This is a genomic window from Janthinobacterium sp. 1L-D-8-B-C4, assembly GCF_057291295.1.
Map to the genome: position 1 here is coordinate 198,573 of NZ_JBXAVX010000007.1, position 21,616 is coordinate 220,188.

Below are 21,616 nucleotides of genomic sequence, written 5' to 3' on the forward strand. Positions count from 1 at the left end.
GGGCCTGCCTGCTCCTGATGGGGGCTGGCGCTCGATTGACGGGGGTGGGGTCATCACTGCGGAGCGCAGAATATATATCAACTATTTTCCCTGCGGAAAATTTTATGTAATTAATTTCATTTTGATACGTATGTGTTGTATTAATGTTTAATATCGGCGCAGAAGAGAACTTTTCCCTGCCTTTTGGCAGGGAAAGCGGAAGAAAAATGGCGTGGCAGGAAGGGACGCGGTGCCGGCTCAGGCTTGCCAGGCACCGTCGGCGTAGACGCGCTCGTCATCGAGGTAGACCGCTTCGGTGACGGCAAAGATATCAACGTGATAGCGCGCGTCCTTGCGCTTGAATTGCGGCTTGGTGTAGACGCCATGCTTGGCGCCCAGCGACAAATGGATGCCGCACATGCGCTCGTAGGTGCCGATATCGTTGACCAGCTGTTCGCGCGTAAAGGCACGGTTCATGCCGAAGCCCAGTTCGCGCACCCACACTTCGCCTTCGTGGGCGCGGATGATCTCGAGCATGTCGAGGAACTCGGGCGTGGCGTTTTCGGTGCCGGCCACGCGGCCCTTTTCGATGATCAGGATGATCGGCGCAGCAGGGCGGTTGACCATGAACTTTGTATCGCCAAACACGAATATGCGCACGCGGCCGTTGACCGCTTCCAGGTCTTGCGCCTCGGTGAATACTTCGCCAAGCGGAAACTGGCCGCCGATATTGTTCATGCCGCTGTAGTCGCCGATATTGAGCTTGGCCGATTCGAACGGCGAGGCGAACACCAGCTGTTCGCCGCCGCTGTCGACCATGCCGTGGCGGGCGCGGTCGATGCGCGCCTTCAGGGCGTGGCCGACGCCACGGTAGTAAGCGGGGTCGTAGGCCAGCGAGGCAATATAGTGCAAGCCCTGCACGCCCGGCATGCGCGACAGATGCACGTGTTCGATCACTTTCAGGCCGCGCTTGAACAGTTCGATGCGAATGCGGAACGCTTCCAGGCGGAAGCTGGTCGACTGGATCAGCACCACCAGGCTGCCGGCCGGCAGCGCGGCAAACGCGGCCAGGACGGCCTCGGGCGTGACCTCGTCGAAATCGATCAGGGCCGCCTCCGGCAAGGCTTGCCGGTAGGCGTCGGTCAGCACGACATTGAGCCAGCTGCGCTTGTCGCAGACGATCAGCGCCGGTTCATCGGGCCGGTGGCAGATGGCCATGGCCAGCAGGTCGGCCACGTTTTGCGCGGCCACTTCGGTGGCGGCGGCGCTGATGGCGTCTAACCGGCTGGTGTCATTGTCTGGAAGCGTCATGGTGGGAACGTCGGGGCGGGTAGCTGGAACTGCGCATTATAAAGCGCAGGCTGCCAGCCTTGCCATTGGCCATCAGAACATGCCTGCCGCCTGATTACCTTGTGTAGTGCCTGGTGGCAATGTATTATTTGTGAAACAGCCTGCCGCCGACGGTGGCAGTGCGACATCAACAGAATAATGTTATGAGTGCTGCGATGAGCTTGATTGGACAAGATATCCCGATGGAACGGCCCGATACCGATGGCCGCGCTGCCCTGCTGGTGCCCGTCACCGGCGTCAAGGAAGATGTCCTGATGACGATACGCAAGGGTGCCGCCATTGTCGGCTTCGCCAATCACGACCGCACCCTTACCGTCTATTTCGAGAGCAACCGCTTCGACGATCCGGTGCTGGCCAAATGGGAGCACAAGGCGCGCAAAGCCTATGACCGCCTGGTCGAGAACGCGCCCACGGTATCGAAACTGACTGCCAGCCAGACCAATTTCGAGCAGATCGGCTATATCAACGGCAAGGGCATCACGATCCGCCGCATGGACAGCCTGAAGCGCTGGCTCGAGTATTCCGACGCGATGGCCTCGTGCCCGGAGACCGAGATTGTGCCGCGCACCGTTATTGCCAAGGTCGACGTCGTCAAAGCCTAAGGGCGGTTGATAAAAAGCCCATGGCGGCGTTGCGTTTGCCTCGCCGTACTGGCGTACTGTCTTCGGCGCCGCGCCTTGCCCTGAGCATTTTCTCAAGCGCCCTTGATAATGCCGCTTGGACCTCCCTATACAACAACGATACTGGCCTGCGCCTTGAGCGGGCAGGGCAGGCTGTCGTCGAAGGTCAGTTCGATGGCGCTGGCGACGAACATGCCGCCGATATGCTGGGCGGCGATTTCAGGCGGGGTGCCGGGCTTGGTCAGGTTGACGTCCTGGGCAAACACGAACACCCTCCAGGTGCCGTAGACCTGCTGGCCATACTTCAACAACAATCGATAGGCTTCTTTCAGGTTCAGGCTGGCGGCATAGACGCCATCGTTGGCGCCGGGATCGAAACCGAGCCCATCATCGGCCAGCGGCCGCACGAAATACAGGCCCTGCGGCGCCTGGAACAGGGCAAACGCGTACAGTTCATTGCCACGGAACAGATCGTCATTGTCGCGTCGGAAGCTGGCGCGCAGCCATAGCGGTTCGAACGCCTGCACCATCGCCGGCGTGTCGGTCTCCACCGGGCCGGCAACATGGATATTGACCTGGGTTTCGCTCACGCCATGCTGGTAGTTGCCGCCGCTGGTAAAGCGTTCATAGTCCCATTTGACGTCGGCCGTATAGGCCCGGCCAGCGTTCGGCGCTTCCGGCAGGACCCATTGCGCCACCACCCGCTCGCCCAGGGTCAGCTCGCCTGCGGCGGGAGGTGTCGCCTCCTGGCCACGCCAGAACGGGTCGGCCTGGTCCGACAGGGCCACCACGATGGCGCCCGAGGCAATTGCCGAAGCCACGCCGGCCACCGTGAACTCCGCTTCGCCAGGATTGGCGCCTTCCGGCGTGCAGCAGTTGACGCTGGGGTCGGTTTCCTCGAAGGTGCCGCCCACGTTGAAGCTGGCCTGGCCCGCGCCCTGGGCCGCCGCAATAATGGCTACCAAAGCGGCGATGATGGCGATGATAATGGCCAGCACCTTCCACCACGGATCGGAAAACGGCAGCTCGCCATGCGTGCCGGCATAGGCGGGGTTCGGCGTCCAGGCCAGGGTAAAGCCGGTGGGGATGACCGGTCCCAGGCCGGGCGGGCAGCGGCAGTCCTTGCCCTCGCCGGAGCTGCCCCACCCCTTGCCGGGCAGGTGGCCCTGCGGCTTCGACAGGCTCAAAGTGCCTTCCTCGATGGTGCAGGTATAGCTGTTGCTGGTGCTGTCGAAGCGGGTCTGCGACACGAAGATCTGCTGGATCGAGCGGCGCGGCGTGTGGCCGTCGGCTTTGGCGACAAAGCTGACCAGGCGCTTGCCGGGCGCCGCATGCTGGAAGTTGGCGTCCCACATCACCAGCATGGCGGCGCCAGCCGGGATACTGGCAAAGAAAAAGGTGCGCGCCACGGGCACGATGCCGGGGTCGCCCACGCTTTCCAGGTAGACGGTGACGTTGCTGAGCGCCGTGCCCGACATATTGGTGACGTGGGCGGCGATGCGCAGATGGTAGAGGGCATTGTCGAAGATGCCGTCTGGCATCATGATATTGGTGACGGGCTCGATCGCGAACGGCCGCGTCAACACCTGCATGGGCGTGTCGCTCATGATGCGTTCTCCTGGTTGCCATTATCGTCGGCAGCGACCAGCACAAAGCTGACGCCGCCCATCACCTTGCCTTCCACGGTTTCCAGCATGCGCAGCAGCACATAGTCGCCCTGCGCCAGTTCGCCGGCGCGCACGCTCAGGTAGACCGGCACGGCGCGGCCACGCGGCACTACCACTTCCAGCTTCTGCTCGCCTGCATGGCCGCCATCACAATACGGCGTGCGCACCAGGCCGGCCTCGACCTTGGCCGCTTTCGCAGGCCGCCACTTTTGCATTCCCAGGGTGGCCAGCAGGCGTTCGGGCAGCTCACCGCCCTGTTCCAGCTGCAGCACCACTTGTTTGCCCTGGCGCGGCATGGCCGCCACGCTAATGGCCAGCAACTGCGCGCGCCGCGCCGCCTGCACCACGGTAATGTTGCGCTGGGCGATCTGTTCATGCTGTGGCGGCTGGAAGGCAAAGCCGCTGGGCAAGGGATCGGCCAGCGGGTTGACGTCGCCCGGCCCGTGGGCCACGGCCAGCAGGCATTCATGGCCGCCATTGACGATGACGGGCAGCCAGGGCACCAGGCACAGCACGTCTTGCGTGGCGCCGGGCGCCAGGTCGGCAAACGCCGAGCCGATTCTGGTGGCAAAACCGACGGCGATCTGACCGGACGGATCGGCCCAGTAAAAATCCACGCGCACGCCGTTCGAGCTGTTGTTGCCCGTATTGTGCACGCGGCCCCACAGGAAGTTATTGGCGCCGGCCACCGGTGCGCCCGGCGCGCCGTTCGGGTCGTTGCCGGGCACGACCCAGATATCGGCGCTGTCCCACCACCAGGGCTGGCCGTCTTCAATGATCAGGTGGGCTGGCATGGCGTTCTCCGTTCTGTTCGTCCGAGTGCTACCAGCTTAGGCGGCAGCGCCAGGTGGCGATTGATCCGTGTCAAAGCTCGGGAAGCTACGGCGCTGGCGTCGCCGGCATGCCTGCGTAGGGTAATATTGCAAGGGAGCGCAGCCGGGATCTGGCGACAGTATTGGCCGCAGCGTTCGTCACGATGGATGTCTGAAAAGGTAGTAACGTGCTTGAACCCGTAAATGATCGTTGTATCAATGCCGCTTGCGGCAAGCAGTTGCCGCTGCGCGTGGCGTATTGCCCGTTTTGCGGCGCTTCCCAGTCAACGGCCGTGCCGGAACCGGTGGTGGCTGCGGCAGCCGTTGCGCCTGCCGTGATGCCGCCGCCGGTGCCGCCGCAATGGCGTCCGATGCCCCCTGCGGCCGCCGTGGCGCCGCCAGCCATGCCGGAATCTGCGCCGCAGCCGCCGAAGCCTGCCCCGCCAAAAGCCGCCGTGGCCCGCTCCGTGCCGCCGCCGCGCGCGCCGGTGCGCCTGCGCACCTGGCTGCTGGCAGTGGCCGCGCTGGCGGGTATCTGGTTTGTCAACAAGCCCGCCGACAAGCCGGCCAGCGTGGCCGAACAGGTGCAGGCAGCCACCGTGCTGGCGCAGCAGTGCGACCTGGACGGTGCGCGCAGCGCCCTGGCGCTGCTGAAAAGCGCCAGGGCGCCGGCGGCGCAAGTGAAGCGCTTGCAGGCCAGTATCACCGGTGCGGCGGCCACCTGCGACAAGCGGCAAAAGCGTGCGCTGGCGTGGGAACAGGTGGTGCTGGCCTCCGCTCAAGCCTTCGATGCAGGCAAGCCCGAGCAGGCGGCCACGCGGCTGGCAGCTTATGTAAAACGCTGGGGCGAGGATGCCGATACGATAGAACTCGATGCGCGCATCAAGGTGGCGCAGGCGAGCCGTGAACTTGATACGGCCGATGCCTGCCTGGCCAGGCGCGACCATGGCTGCATGGAAAAGAGCCTGCTGGCGGCCGAACGCTACAAGCGGCCTGAACTGGCAGCGCGTACCAGGACGCTGCGCTCTGCGCTGTCGCAGTTGCTGGAGCGCGCCCTGCTGGAAGGCGAAGCGCTGCCCTGAGCGTGTTTGACCTTTGAAACCATTGCTTACAACTGCATACCAAAAGGCGCATTCTTATGTGCGTTGGCGTACGCTGGAAAAAAATTCCCTGGGGTATATTGAACACTGACCTGTTTATTTTGATAACAACGAAAGGGAATATCATGAAAGCCACCAAACACCTGATGACACTGTGCGCCGCCGGCATGATGGTCGTGGCGCTGGCCGCTTGCCAGAAGAAGGATGACATGTCGACCAAGGGTCCTGCCGAAACGGCTGGCGCGCAAATCGACGCCACCGCCGCCAAGGCCGAGGCCGATATCAAGGCCGCTGCCGCCAATGCCGATGCCAAGATGAGCCAGGCCGCAGCGGACACCAACGCCAAGATGGACCAGGTTGGCGCCGACGCCAGCGCAAAAATGAATGAAGCGGCAGACGCGGTCGGCAAGAAAGTCGAACGCGCGGGCGAAAAGATGCAAGAGTCCGCCAAAAAATAAGCTTCTGCATGATGGCCGGCACGCCCGGCCATCATGAACGCACTCAGGCGACCGCGCGCGGCAGCCCGTTCTGCGGTCCCAGCACCACATTCAAATCGACCACGCCGTTGCGCCAGGCGCGTTCCAGGTCCTGCTCGACCATTTCCAGGGTCGTGCCTTCCATCTGTTGAAAACCCCGCACGCCGTAGGCGCGGTTGCGTCCGTGCGCCTTGGCCAGGTATAGCGCCATGTCGACCAGGTTGACACTGCGCTCCCAGGACAGCGGCTGCCCCAGCGGCGCCAGAGAGTAGGGCGCAAAGCCGATCGATACCTGCACATGGATGGCCTGGCCTTGATAAGTCACGCCTTGTGCAGCGATGCCGTCCAGCACTCTTGCCGCGATATGGTCCAGGCTGCCGCGCGTGACGGCCGGCAAAAAGGCGAGGAACTCTTCGCCGCCCCAGCGCACGATCATGTCGGTTTCGCGCAATACCTGATGCAAGGTGGCGGCGATGGTGATCAGCACCAGGTCGCCCGCCGCATGGCCGTACTGGTCATTGATCTGCTTGAAATGGTCGACGTCGAGCAGGAATAGGGCGCCCACCAGGTCACTGTCCTTCTGCACGCCCTCAGGCGGCAGGGTAACGGCGTGGCGGCGCATGAAGTCCTGGAAGTGGCGGCGGTTGTATAGTGCCGTGAGGGGATCGCGCGAGCTCTGGTGCGCCAGTTCCTGGTTCTTTTCCTTCAGTTGCACATTCGCGTGGCGCACCCTGCGGTACAGCAGGCCGACGATGACGGCCGCCAGCGCCATCACCAGTGCCAGCAGCCACCACACGCGCTGCTGCAGGCGGCGATTGTCCAGTTCTGCGCTCTTGACCTGGTTTTCACGGCTCAGCAGTTCAATCTGGCGCTGCTTCTTCTCTGTTTCGTATTTTTCCTGCAATTCGTACACGGCTTTTTGCCGCTGCTGTTCAAACAGCTGGCTGGAAATCTTGCGTTCGCGGTGATAGGCCGTCACGGCGCCCTTCATGTCGCCGGCCTTTTCCAGCGCCATGCCGTATTCCAGCAGCACCGCCTGCAGATCGGGTTTGTTGTCCATCAGGTCGTAATAGGCCAGCCCGGCTTCCACGCTGCGCTTGCCTTCCTCGTGGCGCCCCAGGCCGATCAGTGCCTGGCCGATATTGAGGCGCGCCGTCGCCTGCACATCGTCATTGCGCACCAGGCGCGCAGCGGCGATGGCCTCGCTGGCATAGCTCAGGGCGCGATGGAAATCGCCCTGCTTCAGGTAGCTGTCCGACAGGTTGACGAGGGTGGTGGCCACCATGCTCTTGGCGCCCAGCTGGCGCTCCAGGGCCAGCGCTTCGAGCAGGGCGCGCAAGCCGCGGCGTGGCTGGCTGGCGTCCAGCGCCAGCCCGTATTCGGTATTTTTTGCCTGCGCCAGGCGCCCCGGCGACTCCAGCTTGCCGGCCACGGCCAGCAATTCATCGAGTACCTTGAAGCCTTTTTCATAGTCGCGCATCTGCGTGTACAGCAAGGTCAAGGCATTCAGGGCCGCCGCCAGAGTGGCGGGCGACTTGCTCAGGCGCGCCAGGTCGACCGCGGTCTGCAACTTGGCCAGGGCGGGAGGAAAGTTGCCTTCCTCGGCCCAGGACTGGCCGGCGCTGATGGTGGCCTGCACGCGTACCTGCAAGTCGTCGGTACGGTTGGCGATGGTTTCCGCTTCGAAGGCGAACAAATGGGAGGCGCGGCGCTCGCTGAGGGCAAAACTGATATACGCCTTGCTGAGCATGGCCTTGGCCAGCGCCACGTCATTATGGTGTCTGGTGGCGTCAAGAATCAGGTCTTCGACCAGTTGCAGGGCGATATCGTTCTGCCCCAGGCGCATATGGGCGTTGCTCAGCTGGGTGATATATTCGGCGCGCAAGGTCAACGGCGCGCTGAAGGCCTCGATTTCGATCTCTTTCAGGTGCTGCAGGGCGCGTTCCGGCACGAAGCGGCCATCCTCGCGCAAGGCGTCCAGGCGCTGCTGCAACTGGGGACTGGCGCCAGCGGCCACGGGCAGCAGGCAGCCCAGCGCCAGCAGCCATCGTGCTGCGCGCCGACTACCTTGCCGTGCTGACCACTTCATTCTGCCTGCCAATGCGCCACTCCCGACTTGCATCTTGTTTGCAGGTGATTATATTCTGTTGCAATCAAGAAATTCCAAGCGGGTGCTGCATTTTCAGCAAAATGCACACTTTATTGTGCCAGTTGTTGCAACAAATAAAGACGCTGGTACAAGCCGCCGTCGATTTGCATCAGCTGTTCGTGCGGTCCCGCTTCCGTGATGCGGCCGTGGTTGAGCACGATGATGGTGTCGGCGTCGCGGATGGTCGACAGGCGGTGCGCAATGGCGATAATGGTGACCTTGCCGCGCAATTCGTTCAGCGCCAGCTGCACGATCTGCTCGGTCTGGCTGTCGATGCGCGAGGTCGCTTCGTCGAGCAGCAGGATACGCGGCTGGCCGGCCAGCGCGCGGGCGATCGCAATCAGCTGCTTCTGGCCAGACGACAGCCGCGAGCCGCCTTCGCCCAGTGGCGTGTCGTAGCCGTGTTCGAGCGCCGCGATAAAGTCGTGCGCATGCGCTGCGCGCGCTGCCTGCTCGATCTGCGCCTGGCTGTAGCCACGGCCCATGTCGATGTTTTCGCGCGCCGACGCCGCCAGCAGGAACGGGTCTTGCGGCACCAGGCCCACATCGGTGCGGAAGCGCTCGTTGTCGATGCTGTCAAGCAGCATGCCGTTGATGGCGATGCGGCCTTGCGCCACGGGATAAAAGCGCAGCAGCAGCGACAGCAGGGTCGACTTGCCGCTGCCGGTGTGCCCCACGATGCCGAAGAAGGCGCCTTGCGGAATGGTCAATGACAGGTCGTGCAGCACCGGCTGGTTTTCCACGTAGGCGAACGTCAGGTGTTCGATGGCCACCGCCGGCGTGCCGGCGGCAATCGCGCCTGCCGCTTCGGCGGCGGCCTTGCCCGGCGCGTGTTCCAGCGCCTGCGTTTCATCGAGCAGGGCCGAGACGCGCGCGGTGGCCACTACCGACTGCTGCAACTGGCTGAACTGCATGGTGATCTGGATCAGCGGCTCGATCACGCGCGCGATATAGCTGATGAACGCGTACAGCACGCCCACTTCGACGGCGCCCATCTCGCGCTGGCCGAAGCTGAAGATGACCACCGCCAACAGCACGATATTGAGCATGTCGAGCGCCGGGCGCAGCAGCCAGGCATTGGCGCGCAGTTCGTGCATGCGTGCCGCGTAATGGTCCTGGTTGATGCCGGCAAAGCGCTGGCCGAAGCGGCGCTCGGCATTGTTTGCCTGCAGCACGCTCATGCCGCCGATCGATTCGGCGACCTGGCCATTGATCTCGCTGCGCAGGGCGCGCGCGCGCGTCACGGCCGGCGCGCTCCAGCGCTGGTACAGGAACACGATCACCAGCACCGCCGGCAGCAGCGCCAGCACGATCAGCATCAAGCGCCAGTCGAGGAAAGCCATGGCGGCCATGGTGCCGATCAATACAATCGAGCTGTCGAGAATCACGAACAGCACCTGCACATACAGCGACTTGACCGCCTCGGTATCGTTGGTGACGCGGCTGACCAGCTGGCCAGTGATGGCGCGGTCAAAAAACGCCATCGGCAGGCGCAGCACGTGCTGGTACACGGTTTCGCGCAGCCGCTGCACCGAGCGCATCGCCAGGCCCGATAATCGCACCAGTTGCAGGTAGCGCAGGCCCGAAGCGATCCAGCCCGTCAGCAGGCAGCCGCCCAGCAGCAGCGACATGCGGGTCCAGTCCAGGTTGCGCGGCAGCAGGTGCTGGTCGATCAGTGCCTTGCCCAGGATCGGGCCCGTCACTTCGAGTGCGGCGGCGATGATCAGCCACAAGGTGGCCCAGTACAGGTGGCGCAGGTCGGGCGCGGCGGCGCGGCGCAAGAGGCCGATCGCCTGCATCGCCTGGCGGCGCACGGTTTGTGTATCCGCTTGCACGGTGTCAGTTGGCGTCAAGGCTGGCCTCCAGTTGTTGATAGCGCCACTGGCTGGCATACCAGCCATCGTGCTGCAGCAGTTGTTCGTGGTTGCCCGCTTCCGTGATGCGCCCGTCGCGCACGACCAGGATCAGGTCGGCGTTGACGACGGCGCTCAGGCGGTGGCTGGCGATAATGGCGCTGCGTCCGGGGCGCGCGCGCCGCAGTGTTTCCAGGTGCTGCAGGATGCGCGTTTCGGTGCCGGTGTCAACCGCCGACAGGGCGTCGTCCAGCAGCAGCAGGTCGTTGTCGGCCAGCAGGGCGCGGGCAATCGCCACGCGCTGGCGCTGGCCGCCCGACAGGGTGATGCCTTTTTCGCCGACATGGGTTTCATAGCCATCGGGGAACTGCAGGATGTCGGCATGGATGTCGGCCAGTTCGGCCGCATGTTCCACTTCCTGGCGCGTGGCGCCGGGCCGGGCCAGCGCGATATTGTCGGCAATCGTCGCCGAAAACAGGAACGACTCCTGCGGCACCCAACTGATCGCCGCGCGCAGTGCATGCAAGGTGTAGGCATCGAGCGGCTCGCCGCTCCAGCTGGCCTTGCCGGCTTGCGGCGTGACCTGGCGCAGCAGCACGCGCAGCAGTGTCGACTTGCCGCTGCCGGTCGGGCCCACCAGGCCCAGGGTCTGGCCCGGTTCCAGGCGCAGCGCGATATCCGCCAGCGCAGGCGTGCTCTGGCCCGCGTAGGCAAAGCGAACCTGGTCCAGCAGCAAGGGGCCGGGCGGCACTTCGGTAATCGTGCCATGGTCGTCGATGGCCAGCGGCGCGTCCAGCATCGGTTGCAGCCGCTGCCAGGCGGCGCGGCCCCGTTCGATCAATGACAGCACCCAGCCGGCGGCGAACATCGGCCAGATCAGCTGGCCCAGGTACATCGAAAAGCTGGTCAGCGCGCCGATGGTCAGCTGGTTATGCCACACCAGGTAGCCGCCCAGGCCCAGGGTCAATGCGGTAGCGGCCGTCAGGGTCAGGCCGACGGCCGGTTCATACGCCGCTTCCCAGCGCTGCGCCGTCAGGCTGGCGTCGGCCGCGTGGCCGGCCAGGGTCGAGAACTGCGCGCTGCTGCGCTGTTCCAGGCCCAGCGCGCGCAAGGTGCGCACGCCCGACAAGGACTCCTGCACATGGCCGTTCAGCGCCGAAAAGCGTTTCAGCGAATCGGTCGAGGCGGTATGGATATGGCTGGAAATGCGCCAGAAGGCCAGGCCCATCAGCGGAAAGGGCAACAGGGCGATGCAGGCCAGGCGCCAGTCCACGCCCAGCAGCATGATGCCCAGTACCATCAAGAGGGTCAGGGTACCGTCGAAGCCGGCCAGCATCGCTTCGCCGGCCGCCATTTCGATGGCGTCGATATCGTTGGTGGCCAGCGCCATCAGGTCGCCCGTGCGCTGGCCCTGGTAGAACGCCGCGCCCTGCTGCGACATGCGCGTGTAGAAACGCGTGCGCAGCATCACGCCCAGTTGATAGGCAGCCTTGAACAGGGTGATGCGCCAGCCGACGCGCAGGAAATAGATGGCCACGCCGACCGCGAGCAGGGTCAGCAATTCGAGCCACAGCTGTGACGTGCTCATGCGGTGAGCGGCCAGTGCGTCGATGATGGCGCCGATGCGGCGCGGTATCCACACGGTCAATGTGGCCACGCCGGTCAGCATGACGGCGGCGGTGGCGTAGGCCGGCCAATGCTGGCGCACGAAGCCGGCGATGAGCCTCGATAAACTCATGGTTACCTTTGTCTTGTGTTGGTTTGTTAGCGGGGTGTCGCGGGGCGGACGGAAGAGGCGCGCGGACGGAAAGTTCGCACAGGATACAACAAGGCAGGAAAACGCGCTGCACGCGCAGGGGTGAAAAGGGCGCAAAAAACGGGCCGTAGCCCGTTATGGTCTTGCCTCGGCTTGCCAGCTGGCGGCTATTTGCGCTTGCCTTTCGGAGCAGGCTGGGTCACGGCTTTGCTGGCCGTGGTGGGGCCCTGCTTGAGGGCCGGCTTGCTGGCAACCGGTGCCGCGGCCTTCGCTGGCGCTGTCACGGCTGCGGCCACGTTGGCCGGTGGCGGTGCAATCGCGGCCGGCGCCGAAGCGGCGATCGGCAAGGTGGCCACCAGGGGCAGCGGCGCTGGCGCAACGGGCTCCGCTTCGGCAAGCGGCGCCAGGACGGCGGCCGGGGCTGCCTCGGGCTTAGGTTCAGGCTCAGGTGCGATCGCAGGCGCAGCTGCGGGAATCTCGACGATGGCTTCCACCTCGACCGGCGCGCTCACGGGCGCGGCTGGCGCCGCGGCAGCCGGGCTGGCGGTGTCGAGCCTGGCCTTGGCCGCTTCCAGCAACTGCGCCTGGGTGCCCGAGGCAATGCCGAACAACTGGCGGCTGTAGGCCAGTACACTTTCTATGCCGGGCTGGGCCTGGCTGGTGCTGTAGCTGAGGAATTCACGCGCATCGTGCGCCGCCAGCAGGTGCTGCGCCGTGTCCGCCGTCCTGGCGATGGCGGCCTTGCTGGCATCGAGGTTGAGGGCGATGATTTTCTCGGCGCCATCGAAGACCTGATTGCTAAGGGTACTGAAAATCTGCAACTGGGTTTCCCATTGCGATTTCGCCGCGCTGGATAACTGTTCTGGAAGCGGAAACATATTTACTCCTTGGTCCGGATTAAAATGCTGGCAAAACGCTGGTCACATCCTGTCCGCGTTTTGTAGGGTTTTGAGCATGATCGAGCGTTGTGCCTGCCTGTTTTGATGCAACGCAATATGAATATTCTAGCGGTGATTCGTATTGGTTGAAAGCTATTTCGAACGGTGCGGTGGTCGTTCCACATGCCTGTTCTTCAGGTTTGCGCGTTTCAGGAGCTATTTGCGACCGCGCAAGATGCTTGTTTTATGTTTATGCTTGTAAAGAAATTTTACTTTATATTAGTGCAGTGCAACATTTTGCCACTCTCTTGCCAGGAACACCATGGACCTCGTTATCCGCAACGCCAGCCTGCCCGATGGGCGCACCGCTATCGATATCGCCATCGAACAGGGCCGCATCGCCGCCGTCGGCCCCGCCTTGCCCGTCACGGGCGCGCAGGAAATCGACGCCCAGGGCGACCTCGTCACGCCGCCGTTTGTCGACGCCCACTTTCATATGGACGCCACGCTCAGCTACGGCTTGCCGCGCGTCAACGCGTCCGGCACCTTGCTGGAAGGCATCGCGCTGTGGGGCGAGCTGAAACCCGACCTGACGCAGCAGGCGCTGGTCGAGCGCGCGCTGCAGTATTGCGACTGGGCCGTGGCGCGTGGCCTGCTGGCCATCCGCTCCCACGTCGATATCAGCGACCCCAGCCTGCTGGCGGTCGAAGCGCTGCTCGACGTCAAGCGGCAGGTGGCGCCCTATCTGGACTTGCAGCTGGTGGCGTTTCCGCAGGACGGCATCCTGCGCAGCGCCGGTGCTTTCGACAACCTGAAACGCGCCATCGCCATGGGCGTCGAGGTGGTCGGCGGCATCCCGCATTTCGAGCGCACCATGGCCGATGGCGCCGAATCGGTGCGCCTGCTGTGCGAATATGCCTGTGAACAGGGCTTGATGGTCGACATGCATTGCGACGAATCGGACGATCCGCTGTCGCGCCATATCGAAACGCTGGCCTTCCACGCGCAGCGTCTCGGCATGCAGGGCAGGGTGACCGGCTCGCACCTCACTTCCATGCACTCGATGGACAATTACTACGTGAGCAAACTGCTGCCCTTGATACGCGAAGCGGGCGTGGCGGCGATCGCCAATCCGCTCATCAACATCACCCTGCAGGGCCGCCACGATACCTATCCAAAACGGCGCGGCATGACGCGCGTGCCTGAAATGCTGGCCGCCGGCATTCCGGTCGCTTTCGGCCACGACTGCGTGATGGACCCGTGGTACAGCCTGGGCTCGGGCGACATGCTGGAAGTGGCGCACATGGGCTTGCACGTGGCGCAGATGACGGGCCAGCAGGCGATGCACGACTGCTTTTTGGCGGTAACCGAAACGCCGGCCGCCATTCTGGGCCTGGACGGCTATGGCATCGCACCGGGCTGCCACGCCGACCTGGTGATCCTCGATTGCGGCTCCACGGTGGAAGCGCTGCGCCTGCGCGCGGCACGCCGCCTGGTGCTGCGGCGAGGCAAGGTCATCAGCGAGTCGCCGCGCGCCGGCGCCCGATTGCAATTGCCGGGCCGGCCCGAAACGGTCAACTTTCGCCTGGGGCGCTGATACAATCAGCCACGACTTGTTATCGGGAGCTTCGCCTTGAAAGAAATTGAACTTCGCCCGGCCGTCGAGGCCGACTTCGACGCCATGTGGGCCATCTTCCAGGTCCTGGTGGCCGCTGGCGACACCTATGTATTTGACGCCGGCACCACGCGCGAAGACTGCCATGCCTACTGGTTCGGCCCCGGCGTGCAAAGCTTTGTTGCCGTGATGGGCAGCGAGCGCCTGCTGGGCATGTACAAGCTGATGGCCAACCAGGTCGGTCATGGCAACCATGTGTCCAATGCCTCCTTCATGGTCGACCCGGCCGCGCAGGGCGTGGGCGTGGGCCGCATGATGGGCGTGCACTGCATGGAAGAAGCACGGCGCGCGGGCTTCCTGGCGATGCAGTTCAACTTTGTCGTCAGCACCAACCTGGCCGCCGTCACCCTGTGGAAAAAACTGGGCTTTACCGTGGTCGGCACTTTGCCGATGGCGTATCGCCACGCGCAATTGGGCTATGTGGATGCCTATGTGATGTACCAGCTGCTCAGCGATCCGATGCAGTGGCCGGCATGACCGTGATTGAAACCCCGCGTTTGCGCCTGCGCACCGCCGGCGTCGATGACGCGGCATTTTTCCTCGGGCTGGTGAATGAGCCGACGTGGCTGGCCACCATCGGCGACCGCAACATCCATACCGTGGACGCGGCGCGCGCGGCGCTTGAAACAGGCCCGATTGCGCAGCAGCAGGAACTCGGCTACTCGTTTTATATCGTCGAACACCGCGCTGACAAGGTGGCGATCGGCATGTGCGGCCTGATCAAGCGCGCCACCATGCCCGGTCCCGACATCGGCTACGCTCTGCTGCCCGCGTATTGCGGCCAGGGCCTGGCTTGGGAAGCGGCAGCCAGCGTGCTGCACCATGCACGCGATGTGCTGGCGCTGCCGGCCGTGTATGGCCTGGTGTCGCCGCAGAACCAGCCGTCGATCAAGCTGATCAACAAGCTCGGTTTGCGCTTCGAGCGTTTTTCGCGCCAGCCTATCGTTGGCAAGGACATCAATGTCTATCGCAAGAGTTTTCTTCGTCTCTGTAGAAAACAAGGCCACAGAACCCTTACTTGAGGAACAGGTCGCGGTCCGGCGCGAAATGCGCGTACAGGGGCAGGAAGGCGCCGCCGACGGCGCGCGCGTCGGAGCCGACGGTGCCGCCGAGCACTTGCGGACGGGCGACGCCCTCCCAGCTGTAGCATTTCAGCGCGCGCTCGACTTCGGCCAGCAACTGATCGAGCAGGCCGCGGTCGAAGGAGCCGTCGATAATCACGCCCTCCAGGTCGAGCAGGCAGGTGGCGCTGTTGATGCTGAGCGCAATGGCCCGCGCTGCGTCGTCGAGCCAGGCCTCGGTGTGCGTGACGAACGGTTCCTGCAGCGCCCGTGCGTCGTGGGCGGCGGCCGGGTCCAGTCCGGCCAGCATGAATAATTGTTCGAGGTTGAACAGGGAGGCGTCGCCCAGCAACTGGCCCGGCGGGTGTTTGGCGCCGGGCGTGGCCATGCCGAGCGGCAAGGAGCCGACCGCGCCGGCGTTGCCGTGCAGGCCGCTGTGCAAATGGCTGTTGATGACCAGGCCGCCGCCGATGAAGATATCGACGAAGACGTACAGGAAGTTCTTGATGCTGCGCCCGCGCCCGAGCAGCAGCTCGGCAACGCAGGCGGCTGCCGTGTCCTTGGCGAATTCGACCGGCAAAGCCGTCATCGCCTGCACGCGCTGGCCGATATCGATGCGGTCCCACTCGTTGGCTTGCTCCGGCGCCATCTCGAGCAGATTCTGCCAGCCACCCAAGCCCAGCGGCGCGGCAATGCCGATGCCGCACAGGCGCGGCAACAACTTCGGTCCCAGCCGCACAGCCATGCTTTTCAGCGCCGACTCGATCTGGCCGAACACGGTGTCGGCGACGGGAAAGGGATAGGTCCAGGACATGCGCTCGCGCGTGTTGCCGACGAAATCGACCAGCAACACGTCGAGGCTGCGCCGGCCGATCTTGATGCCGATCGAGAAGGCGCCGTCCGGATTGAGCATGATCGGCACCGACGGCTGGCCGACCTTGCCGCGCACCGGCGCGCGCTTGCTGACCAGGCCTTCCTCGAGCAGCCGGTTGATGATCAGGGAAATCGTTTGCGTGCTCAGGTTGGTCAGCCGGGCCAGGTCGGCCTTCGGCATGCTGCCGTGCAAGCGCACCGCCTGCAGCACCACCCGTTCATTGAACTGGCTCATGCCCATCTGGTTCGAGCCGCGCGGCTGCAGCCATGGCACATCATTGATGGCCGCCTGCGGCGCGCCCGATTCTTCGGTAAAGCTGTCTGACATGGTGGGGCGGGTCCAATTTCTACAGGCGTAAAGAAGGACATTTTATTACATATCCGCCGCCCCACCAGTGTAGCTCCGCATGCACGGAGCTCCCGTGCCGCGTCAGCGCTTGGCCCAGATCGACTTCAACGGCCAGATGGTCAGCTCTTTCAGCGTTGCCGCGCCGCCCACGGCGAACAGCGCGACACCGTTGCTGGACGGTTGCGGGAAGATCTGGTCGGTCAGCACCACCTCGTTGCCCGCAAATACCATCACCGACGAAGTATCGACCACGATGCGCAGCTCCACCGTGCCGGTGCGCAGCGGCAGCGGGGCGGTATGGCGGGCGGCAAAGCTGCTGTTGAAACTGGCGTCGCCCGATTTGCTGCGGTCGATATACACCGTGCCGGCCACCGCGTCATAGCCGATGACGGTTTCTTCGCCATTCGCGCCGGTGCGCACCTTCAGGCCGAAACCGCTGGCGCTGCCGGGTTGAAGCTTGGCCACGATGTCCAGCGCCTGGCCCGGGGCGGGGGCGATATCGAGCTTTTGCACGCCGTCGGGCACCGCACGGTCCTTGACGCTGTACAGCGCCTTGTCGCGCAGCGTGCTGAAGTTGTCCACCGGCTGCTGCACCAGCCGCACCTGGCCGGCTATGGTGCGCAGCGTGAATTCCCGGGCGAAGGTCTGGGCGCTGCGCCATGGGGTGGTGGGCGTGTTGCCGGCGTAGTCCCAGTTGCTCATCCAGCCCAGGCCGATGCGCTTGCCATCGGGGATGCCGTTCCAGGTCACGGCGGCATAAAAGTCGGCGCCGTAGTCGAGCCAGTTGGCTTCTTCTTTCGCGCTGTCCGAAAAGACGATATGGTCGACCAGGATATGGCCCCAGCCGCCGGTGTTTTTGTCCACCACCTGGATCTGCGCGCTCTTGCCCCGGTAGGCGTCCACGTTCCAGTTGCGCCAGTTCAGGGTTTCGGCATTGGCGCCGGTCTCGCTCTTGACCACCTGGCCGTTCACCAGCAGGTTGACCGTCGTTTCATAGCTGACGGGTTTGGCCGGCTGGTCCGACGCCTCGAACACGTCGGCAACGATGTGTCCCCAGGCGCCGTCGTTGTCGTCGATGATGACAATCTGGGCCTGCTGTCCGGCGAACTCGCGCACGTCCCAGTTTGTCCAGTTCAGTTCGGAGTCCGCTCCGGTGGCGCTGCGCACCACCTTGCCATTGACCTTGAGCACCACCGCCGTGGGATTGGGGCTGCTGTAGGGATGGTTGCCGCCGCCGACGAGGAAGTTGATATAGGCCCTGGAGATGGTGAAGGTGGGCGACGTCAGGCTGCCCTTGGCCACGTCACCGGCGCCGATGAGGGAATTGAACACACCCGCGCCCAGCTTGCCGGCTGCCGCTTGCCGGTCGGCGTCGCTTCCGGCGGCAACCTTTTGCCCCACCACGTCGCCGGCAGGTATCCAGCCCAGGTCGGCGTAGGTGGCATTGGCCGGGCCTTCAAAACCGGCGCCCGGAAACAGCAAGGTTCCCGCCGGAACCGTGCCGTCGCCCGCATCGGGCACGCGTGGATGGCGCCCGCCGCCGACCATCAGATTGATGTACTTGCTCGATATGGTAAAGCCGGGCGAGGTGAGCGTGCCCATGGCGCCGTCATCTTTGCCCAGCCGGTAGGTGTCGAGCAACTGGCGGCCCTGGTTGTCGGCCACGCCATGCGAAGGGACCACCGGCGGCTTGCCGGCAAAGTCGCCCGTCGAGGTCCAGCCGGTGGCGTCGAAGCTGGCCGCTTCGAAGTCCTGGTAGACGGTGCCCGCAGGGGGCTTCTTGTCGATCACGCTGCTGGCGTCGGCCACGAATTGCTTGCCGTCGAATTGCCCCACAAAATAATGCGCTCCGGAACCGCCGGCCACCGAGCCGGGGTTGATGTTGATGTTCATCACCCATTTGCGTTTGCTGGCGTCGCCATCGACGGGCAGTTCGAACAGGTCGGGACATTCCCAGATGCCGCCGACCGCGTTGGCCGGGCCAAAGGCGCTCATGTAGGTCCAGTCGCGCAGGTTTTTTGACGAGAACAGCAGCGCCTGGTGTCGCTCCGAGGCCACGGCAACCATGACCCATTTTTGCTCCGGTGCATACCAGAAGACTTTTGGATCGCGGAAATTTTGCCCTTCGTTTTCAAACGGCGCCGGTGGCACGGCAATCACCGGGTTGGCGGCGTACTGGGTCCAGGTGCGTCCCCGGTCCAGGCTGTAGGCGATCGACTGGGCCTGGGCATTGGGGGCGAGCACTTGTCCGTTGGCCAGGGTTTTCCCTTGCGGATACACGCTGGTGTAGACGGCCACCATGGCAGGCTTGCCGGCGCTGCCAAGGCCGCTGGTATTGTTGGTGTCCACCACCACGCTGCCGGAGAAGAACATTTGCGTGAGCTTGCCGCCAGCGTCTTTTTCGGCCGCCAGGGCGACTGGCAGCTCGTTCCAGTGCAGCAGGTCGGTGCTGACGGCGTGGCCCCAGGACATGTCGCCCCAGGTATTGCCGTTCGGGTTGTACTGGTAGAACAGGTGGTATTCGCCGTCGTGGTAGACCAGTCCGTTCGGATCGTTCAGCCAGTTTTTGGCGGCGGTGTACGACAGCTGGGGGCGGTAGGTTTCAAGGTAGCTGGATTGGGCCGGTCCGCTGCTGCTGTCGTTGTCGTGGCCGCTGCTGCAGCCGACGAGCAGGGTGGCAAGGCAAGAGGCGAGAACAGGAAGTTGATACGACATGGTGTCTCCTTTATAGGCATGTTTTATTCAGGCGTGTGCACCCCCGCGCCGATACCGCCAGGCGCGTCCGAATCGGGGATGTGTTTCTTGCGGCTTGCTCAAGCTGCCAGCGGATCGCTGATCACACCCTTTTTGAACAGGAAATTGGCGTAAGGTTGCATTTCGCCGGTCTGCACGATGGCGTAGGCACCCTTGACGCGTTCGTAGAAGGCGAAGCGCTCGACGGCCTCGCATTGCTCGGGCGTGGCGGCGCCGGAGGCGGCGATCTGATCGAGCATGGTGCGCTGCACGGCCGACAGATAGCCGTCGGTGGTGTTGCATACCTTCATGAAGGCGACCGGCCGGTCCACCATGGCGTCGAGCGGAAACACCGACAGCAGCGCCGCGCTGGCGCGCTGCAGGTCGATGCCGGGCAGGCGCACCAGCGGCTTGCCCTGGCCCAGGGTCTGGCTGGTGAAGTTGGCGTCGACCAGCACGATTTCCTCGCCATGCCCCATTTCGCACAGGATCTTCAGCAATTCCGGGCTGAGCAGTGGATCGATTCCTTTAAGCATGAGCTTCCTCCGGAAAGTCTGCGGCGCTCTTCGCGCCCGTCATCACCGCCACGGTGTCGGACATGCTGATGTGCTTCGGGTTCAGCACGGCGACGCGCTTGCCCAGGCGCTGGACGTGGATGCGGTCGGCGATCTCGAACACGTGCGGCATGTTGTGGCTGATCAGAATCACCGGCAGGCCGCGGTCGCGCACATTGCGTATCAGTTCCAGTACCATATTGCCCTCCTTTACGCCGAGCGCGGCGGTTGGTTCGTCGAGAATGACGACGTGCTTGGCAAACGCCGTGCTGCGCGCCACCGCCACGCCCTGGCGCTGGCCGCCCGACAGGGTGCCAACGGCTTGCTTCATCGAACGGATGCCGATCTTCAGATCGCGCATATGGGCTTCGGCCTCGGCCAGCATGCTCTTCTTGTCGATCAGGCGCAAAAACCGCGACAGCATGCCCTTGCGCAGCAGTTCGCGGCCCAGGAACAGGTTCTCGGCGATCGTCATGGCCGGCGCCACCGCCAGGTCCTGGTACACGGTTTCGATGCCGTAGCGGCGGGCGTCGATCGGCGACTTGAGGTGGAGCGGCTTGCCATCGAGCAGCATCTCGCCCTCGTCCGGGACCACGGCGCCCGACAGGGCCTTGATCAGCGAGGACTTGCCGGCGCCGTTGTCGCCGATCACGGCGAGTATCTCGCCCGGCAACAAATCAAAATCGGTGCCGTCGAGGGCGGTCACGCTGCCGTAGCGCTTGACCAGGCCGCGGGCCTGGAATACGGCTTGTACATGGGTCGTCATGCTCGTCAACCTTTCTTGTGTGTCAGTTGATCGGTGGCCACTGCCAGGATCACCAGGATGCCCGTCACCAGGATCTGGTACACCGAGGACACGCCCATCAGGGTCAGGCCGTTGCGGAACACGCCGACGATCAGCACGCCGACCAGGGTGCCCATGATCGAGCCGCGCCCGCCAAACAGGCTGGTGCCGCCGAGCACGACCGCCGTGATGCTGTCGAGGTTGTCGGTCTGGCCGCCCTGCGGGTCGCCCACGCCCATGCGCGCCACCGACATCAGCGCGGCGATGCCGTAGCACATCCCGGCGATCATGTAGACGCCCAGCAAAACTTTATTCGTGGCGATGCCGGTCAGGCGCGCCGCCTCCGGATTGTTGCCGACGGCGTAGAGGTGGCGGCCGGGTGCGGTCTCGCGCAGGTACAGCCAGGTCAGCACATACATGCCCAGCATCAGCACGGTGCCAAAGGTGAAAGTCGCCTGGCCGAGCTGGAAAGTGGTGCCGAAAAAACCCATCGCTTCCGGCAGGCCGGTGACGGTCTGGGCCTGCGAGTACAACTGCGTGACGGCAAACGCAATGTTCATCGTGCCCAGCGTGACGATAAACGCCGGCAGCTTGATCGAGGTGACCAGCGCGCCGTTGATGAAGCCAATCAGCACGGTGACGGCGATGCCGCAGCCGATCGCGAGATACGGGTTCATGCCGAGGTCGACGGCGAATTTGGTCATGACGACCGAGCCCAGCGCCATCGCCATGCCGCAGGACAGGTCGATGCCGGCGGTCAGGATGATCAGGGTCTGGCCGATGGCAATAATGCCGACGACCATGACTTGCTGCAAAATCAGGGAAAAATTCTGGCTGCTGAGGAAGCGGTCGCTTTGCGACGCGAAGAATGCGCAGGCGGCGAGCAGGGCGATGACCGGGCCCAGTTTCGAGAGCGGCGGCATAAATGTCGGGACGGTGGAACTCAT

At 64.0% G+C, this 21,616-nt stretch carries 18 protein-coding genes; 6 read left to right on the forward strand and 12 right to left on the reverse strand.

What is annotated here, in order from left to right; genetic code table 11:
• Window positions 1–237: 237 nt before the first annotated feature.
• On the reverse strand, window positions 238–1,290 hold the full coding sequence (locus tag AC0Z42_RS14515; RefSeq protein ID WP_485468915.1) for a hypothetical protein: 1,053 nt from the start codon (window positions 1,288–1,290) through the stop codon (window positions 238–240).
• A gap of 221 nt (window positions 1,291–1,511) precedes the next feature.
• On the opposite strand from AC0Z42_RS14515, the gene AC0Z42_RS14520 reads away from it, so the two are divergent.
• Window positions 1,512–1,931 carry a hypothetical protein gene (locus tag AC0Z42_RS14520; RefSeq protein WP_485469029.1) on the forward strand — a complete coding sequence of 140 codons (420 nt, stop codon included), beginning with the start codon at window positions 1,512–1,514 and terminating at the stop codon, window positions 1,929–1,931.
• Between the two features lie 125 nt (window positions 1,932–2,056).
• Here the strand turns inward: AC0Z42_RS14520 and AC0Z42_RS14525 are convergent, their stop codons facing one another.
• Together AC0Z42_RS14525 and AC0Z42_RS14530 are read right to left on the reverse strand one after the other, a co-directional pair.
• A complete protein-coding gene (locus tag AC0Z42_RS14525) occupies window positions 2,057–3,556 on the reverse strand; it encodes a choice-of-anchor X domain-containing protein (RefSeq protein WP_485468916.1) in 1,500 nt (499 codons plus the stop codon).
• Window positions 3,553–4,410: a hypothetical protein gene (locus tag AC0Z42_RS14530; RefSeq protein WP_485468917.1), complete on the reverse strand. Its 858-nt coding sequence runs from the start codon at window positions 4,408–4,410 to the stop codon at window positions 3,553–3,555. Before AC0Z42_RS14530 ends, AC0Z42_RS14525 begins: the two co-directional genes overlap by 4 nt.
• Window positions 4,411–4,616: 206 nt before the next feature.
• Between AC0Z42_RS14530 and AC0Z42_RS14535 the strand changes: the two genes are divergently transcribed.
• Together AC0Z42_RS14535 and AC0Z42_RS14540 are read left to right on the forward strand one after the other, a co-directional pair.
• Entirely contained in the window at window positions 4,617–5,510 is an 894-nt protein-coding gene (locus AC0Z42_RS14535) for a hypothetical protein (RefSeq protein ID WP_485468918.1), read from the forward strand.
• Window positions 5,511–5,653: 143 nt separating this feature from the next.
• Complete coding sequence (locus AC0Z42_RS14540; RefSeq protein ID WP_485468919.1) at window positions 5,654–5,986, forward strand: apolipophorin; 333 nt, start codon at window positions 5,654–5,656, stop codon at window positions 5,984–5,986.
• Window positions 5,987–6,029: 43 nt separating this feature from the next.
• Here the strand turns inward: AC0Z42_RS14540 and AC0Z42_RS14545 are convergent, their stop codons facing one another.
• The 4 genes from AC0Z42_RS14545 to AC0Z42_RS14560 form a co-directional block, all read right to left on the reverse strand.
• Window positions 6,030–8,093 carry a tetratricopeptide repeat-containing diguanylate cyclase gene (locus AC0Z42_RS14545; RefSeq protein ID WP_485468920.1) on the reverse strand — a complete coding sequence of 688 codons (2,064 nt, stop codon included), beginning with the start codon at window positions 8,091–8,093 and terminating at the stop codon, window positions 6,030–6,032.
• 110 nt (window positions 8,094–8,203) lie between these two features.
• Window positions 8,204–9,952 (reverse strand): ABC transporter ATP-binding protein, encoded by a 1,749-nt coding sequence (locus tag AC0Z42_RS14550; RefSeq protein ID WP_485469030.1) that lies wholly within the window; start codon window positions 9,950–9,952, stop codon window positions 8,204–8,206.
• A 40-nt stretch (window positions 9,953–9,992) separates the two neighbouring features.
• Window positions 9,993–11,744, reverse strand: a complete 1,752-nt coding sequence (locus tag AC0Z42_RS14555) for an ATP-binding cassette domain-containing protein (protein WP_485468921.1) — start codon at window positions 11,742–11,744, stop codon at window positions 9,993–9,995.
• A 185-nt stretch (window positions 11,745–11,929) separates the two neighbouring features.
• Window positions 11,930–12,640, reverse strand: coding sequence for a phasin family protein (locus AC0Z42_RS14560; protein ID WP_485468922.1), 711 nt, complete (start codon window positions 12,638–12,640; stop codon window positions 11,930–11,932).
• A 322-nt stretch (window positions 12,641–12,962) separates the two neighbouring features.
• Between AC0Z42_RS14560 and AC0Z42_RS14565 the strand changes: the two genes are divergently transcribed.
• The 3 genes from AC0Z42_RS14565 to AC0Z42_RS14575 are packed head-to-tail and all read left to right on the forward strand — an operon-like array spanning window position 12,963 to window position 15,337.
• Window positions 12,963–14,237 (forward strand): amidohydrolase family protein, encoded by a 1,275-nt coding sequence (locus AC0Z42_RS14565; protein WP_485468923.1) that lies wholly within the window; start codon window positions 12,963–12,965, stop codon window positions 14,235–14,237.
• Between the two features lie 36 nt (window positions 14,238–14,273).
• Complete coding sequence (locus AC0Z42_RS14570) at window positions 14,274–14,792, forward strand: GNAT family N-acetyltransferase (protein WP_485468924.1); 519 nt, start codon at window positions 14,274–14,276, stop codon at window positions 14,790–14,792.
• The gene (locus AC0Z42_RS14575; protein WP_485468925.1) at window positions 14,789–15,337 is read left to right on the forward strand and encodes a GNAT family N-acetyltransferase; all 549 of its coding nucleotides are present in this window, start codon (window positions 14,789–14,791) and stop codon (window positions 15,335–15,337) included. The genes AC0Z42_RS14570 and AC0Z42_RS14575 overlap by 4 nt, the downstream gene beginning before the upstream one ends.
• Here AC0Z42_RS14575 and AC0Z42_RS14580 read toward each other — a convergent pair.
• From AC0Z42_RS14580 to AC0Z42_RS14600, 5 genes are all read right to left on the reverse strand, one after another.
• The gene (locus AC0Z42_RS14580) at window positions 15,330–16,577 is read right to left on the reverse strand and encodes an ROK family transcriptional regulator (protein WP_485468926.1); all 1,248 of its coding nucleotides are present in this window, start codon (window positions 16,575–16,577) and stop codon (window positions 15,330–15,332) included. The genes AC0Z42_RS14575 and AC0Z42_RS14580 overlap by 8 nt on opposite strands.
• A 102-nt stretch (window positions 16,578–16,679) precedes the next feature.
• Window positions 16,680–19,313, reverse strand: coding sequence for a GH32 C-terminal domain-containing protein (locus tag AC0Z42_RS14585; RefSeq protein ID WP_485468927.1), 2,634 nt, complete (start codon window positions 19,311–19,313; stop codon window positions 16,680–16,682).
• A gap of 98 nt (window positions 19,314–19,411) precedes the next feature.
• Window positions 19,412–19,867, reverse strand: coding sequence for an RbsD/FucU family protein (locus AC0Z42_RS14590; protein ID WP_485468928.1), 456 nt, complete (start codon window positions 19,865–19,867; stop codon window positions 19,412–19,414).
• Window positions 19,860–20,651 carry an ATP-binding cassette domain-containing protein gene (locus AC0Z42_RS14595; protein ID WP_485468929.1) on the reverse strand — a complete coding sequence of 264 codons (792 nt, stop codon included), beginning with the start codon at window positions 20,649–20,651 and terminating at the stop codon, window positions 19,860–19,862. The genes AC0Z42_RS14590 and AC0Z42_RS14595 overlap by 8 nt, the downstream gene beginning before the upstream one ends.
• Window positions 20,652–20,656: 5 nt before the next feature.
• Window positions 20,657–21,616: an ABC transporter permease gene (locus AC0Z42_RS14600; protein WP_485468930.1), complete on the reverse strand. Its 960-nt coding sequence runs from the start codon at window positions 21,614–21,616 to the stop codon at window positions 20,657–20,659.

What these genes read in the sequence shown, in the direction of transcription:
- AC0Z42_RS14585 (WP_485468927.1), bottom strand. Translation starts at nt 19,313, where the DNA reads ATGTCGTATCAACTTCCTGTTCTCGCCTCTTGCCTTGCCACCCTGCTC.
- AC0Z42_RS14550 (WP_485469030.1), bottom strand. Translation starts at nt 9,952, where the DNA reads ATGCAGGCGATCGGCCTCTTGCGCCGCGCCGCCGCGCCCGACCTGCGC.
- AC0Z42_RS14540 (WP_485468919.1), top strand. Translation starts at nt 5,654, where the DNA reads ATGAAAGCCACCAAACACCTGATGACACTGTGCGCCGCCGGCATGATG.
- AC0Z42_RS14600 (WP_485468930.1), bottom strand. Translation starts at nt 21,616, where the DNA reads ATGAGTTCCACCGTCCCGACATTTATGCCGCCGCTCTCGAAACTGGGC.
- AC0Z42_RS14595 (WP_485468929.1), bottom strand. Translation starts at nt 20,651, where the DNA reads ATGACGACCCATGTACAAGCCGTATTCCAGGCCCGCGGCCTGGTCAAG.
- AC0Z42_RS14560 (WP_485468922.1), bottom strand. Translation starts at nt 12,640, where the DNA reads ATGTTTCCGCTTCCAGAACAGTTATCCAGCGCGGCGAAATCGCAATGG.
- AC0Z42_RS14580 (WP_485468926.1), bottom strand. Translation starts at nt 16,577, where the DNA reads ATGTCAGACAGCTTTACCGAAGAATCGGGCGCGCCGCAGGCGGCCATC.
- AC0Z42_RS14525 (WP_485468916.1), bottom strand. Translation starts at nt 3,556, where the DNA reads ATGAGCGACACGCCCATGCAGGTGTTGACGCGGCCGTTCGCGATCGAG.
- AC0Z42_RS14565 (WP_485468923.1), top strand. Translation starts at nt 12,963, where the DNA reads ATGGACCTCGTTATCCGCAACGCCAGCCTGCCCGATGGGCGCACCGCT.
- AC0Z42_RS14530 (WP_485468917.1), bottom strand. Translation starts at nt 4,410, where the DNA reads ATGCCAGCCCACCTGATCATTGAAGACGGCCAGCCCTGGTGGTGGGAC.
- AC0Z42_RS14520 (WP_485469029.1), top strand. Translation starts at nt 1,512, where the DNA reads ATGGAACGGCCCGATACCGATGGCCGCGCTGCCCTGCTGGTGCCCGTC.
- AC0Z42_RS14575 (WP_485468925.1), top strand. Translation starts at nt 14,789, where the DNA reads ATGACCGTGATTGAAACCCCGCGTTTGCGCCTGCGCACCGCCGGCGTC.
- AC0Z42_RS14590 (WP_485468928.1), bottom strand. Translation starts at nt 19,867, where the DNA reads ATGCTTAAAGGAATCGATCCACTGCTCAGCCCGGAATTGCTGAAGATC.
- AC0Z42_RS14515 (WP_485468915.1), bottom strand. Translation starts at nt 1,290, where the DNA reads ATGACGCTTCCAGACAATGACACCAGCCGGTTAGACGCCATCAGCGCC.
- AC0Z42_RS14555 (WP_485468921.1), bottom strand. Translation starts at nt 11,744, where the DNA reads ATGAGTTTATCGAGGCTCATCGCCGGCTTCGTGCGCCAGCATTGGCCG.
- AC0Z42_RS14545 (WP_485468920.1), bottom strand. Translation starts at nt 8,093, where the DNA reads ATGAAGTGGTCAGCACGGCAAGGTAGTCGGCGCGCAGCACGATGGCTG.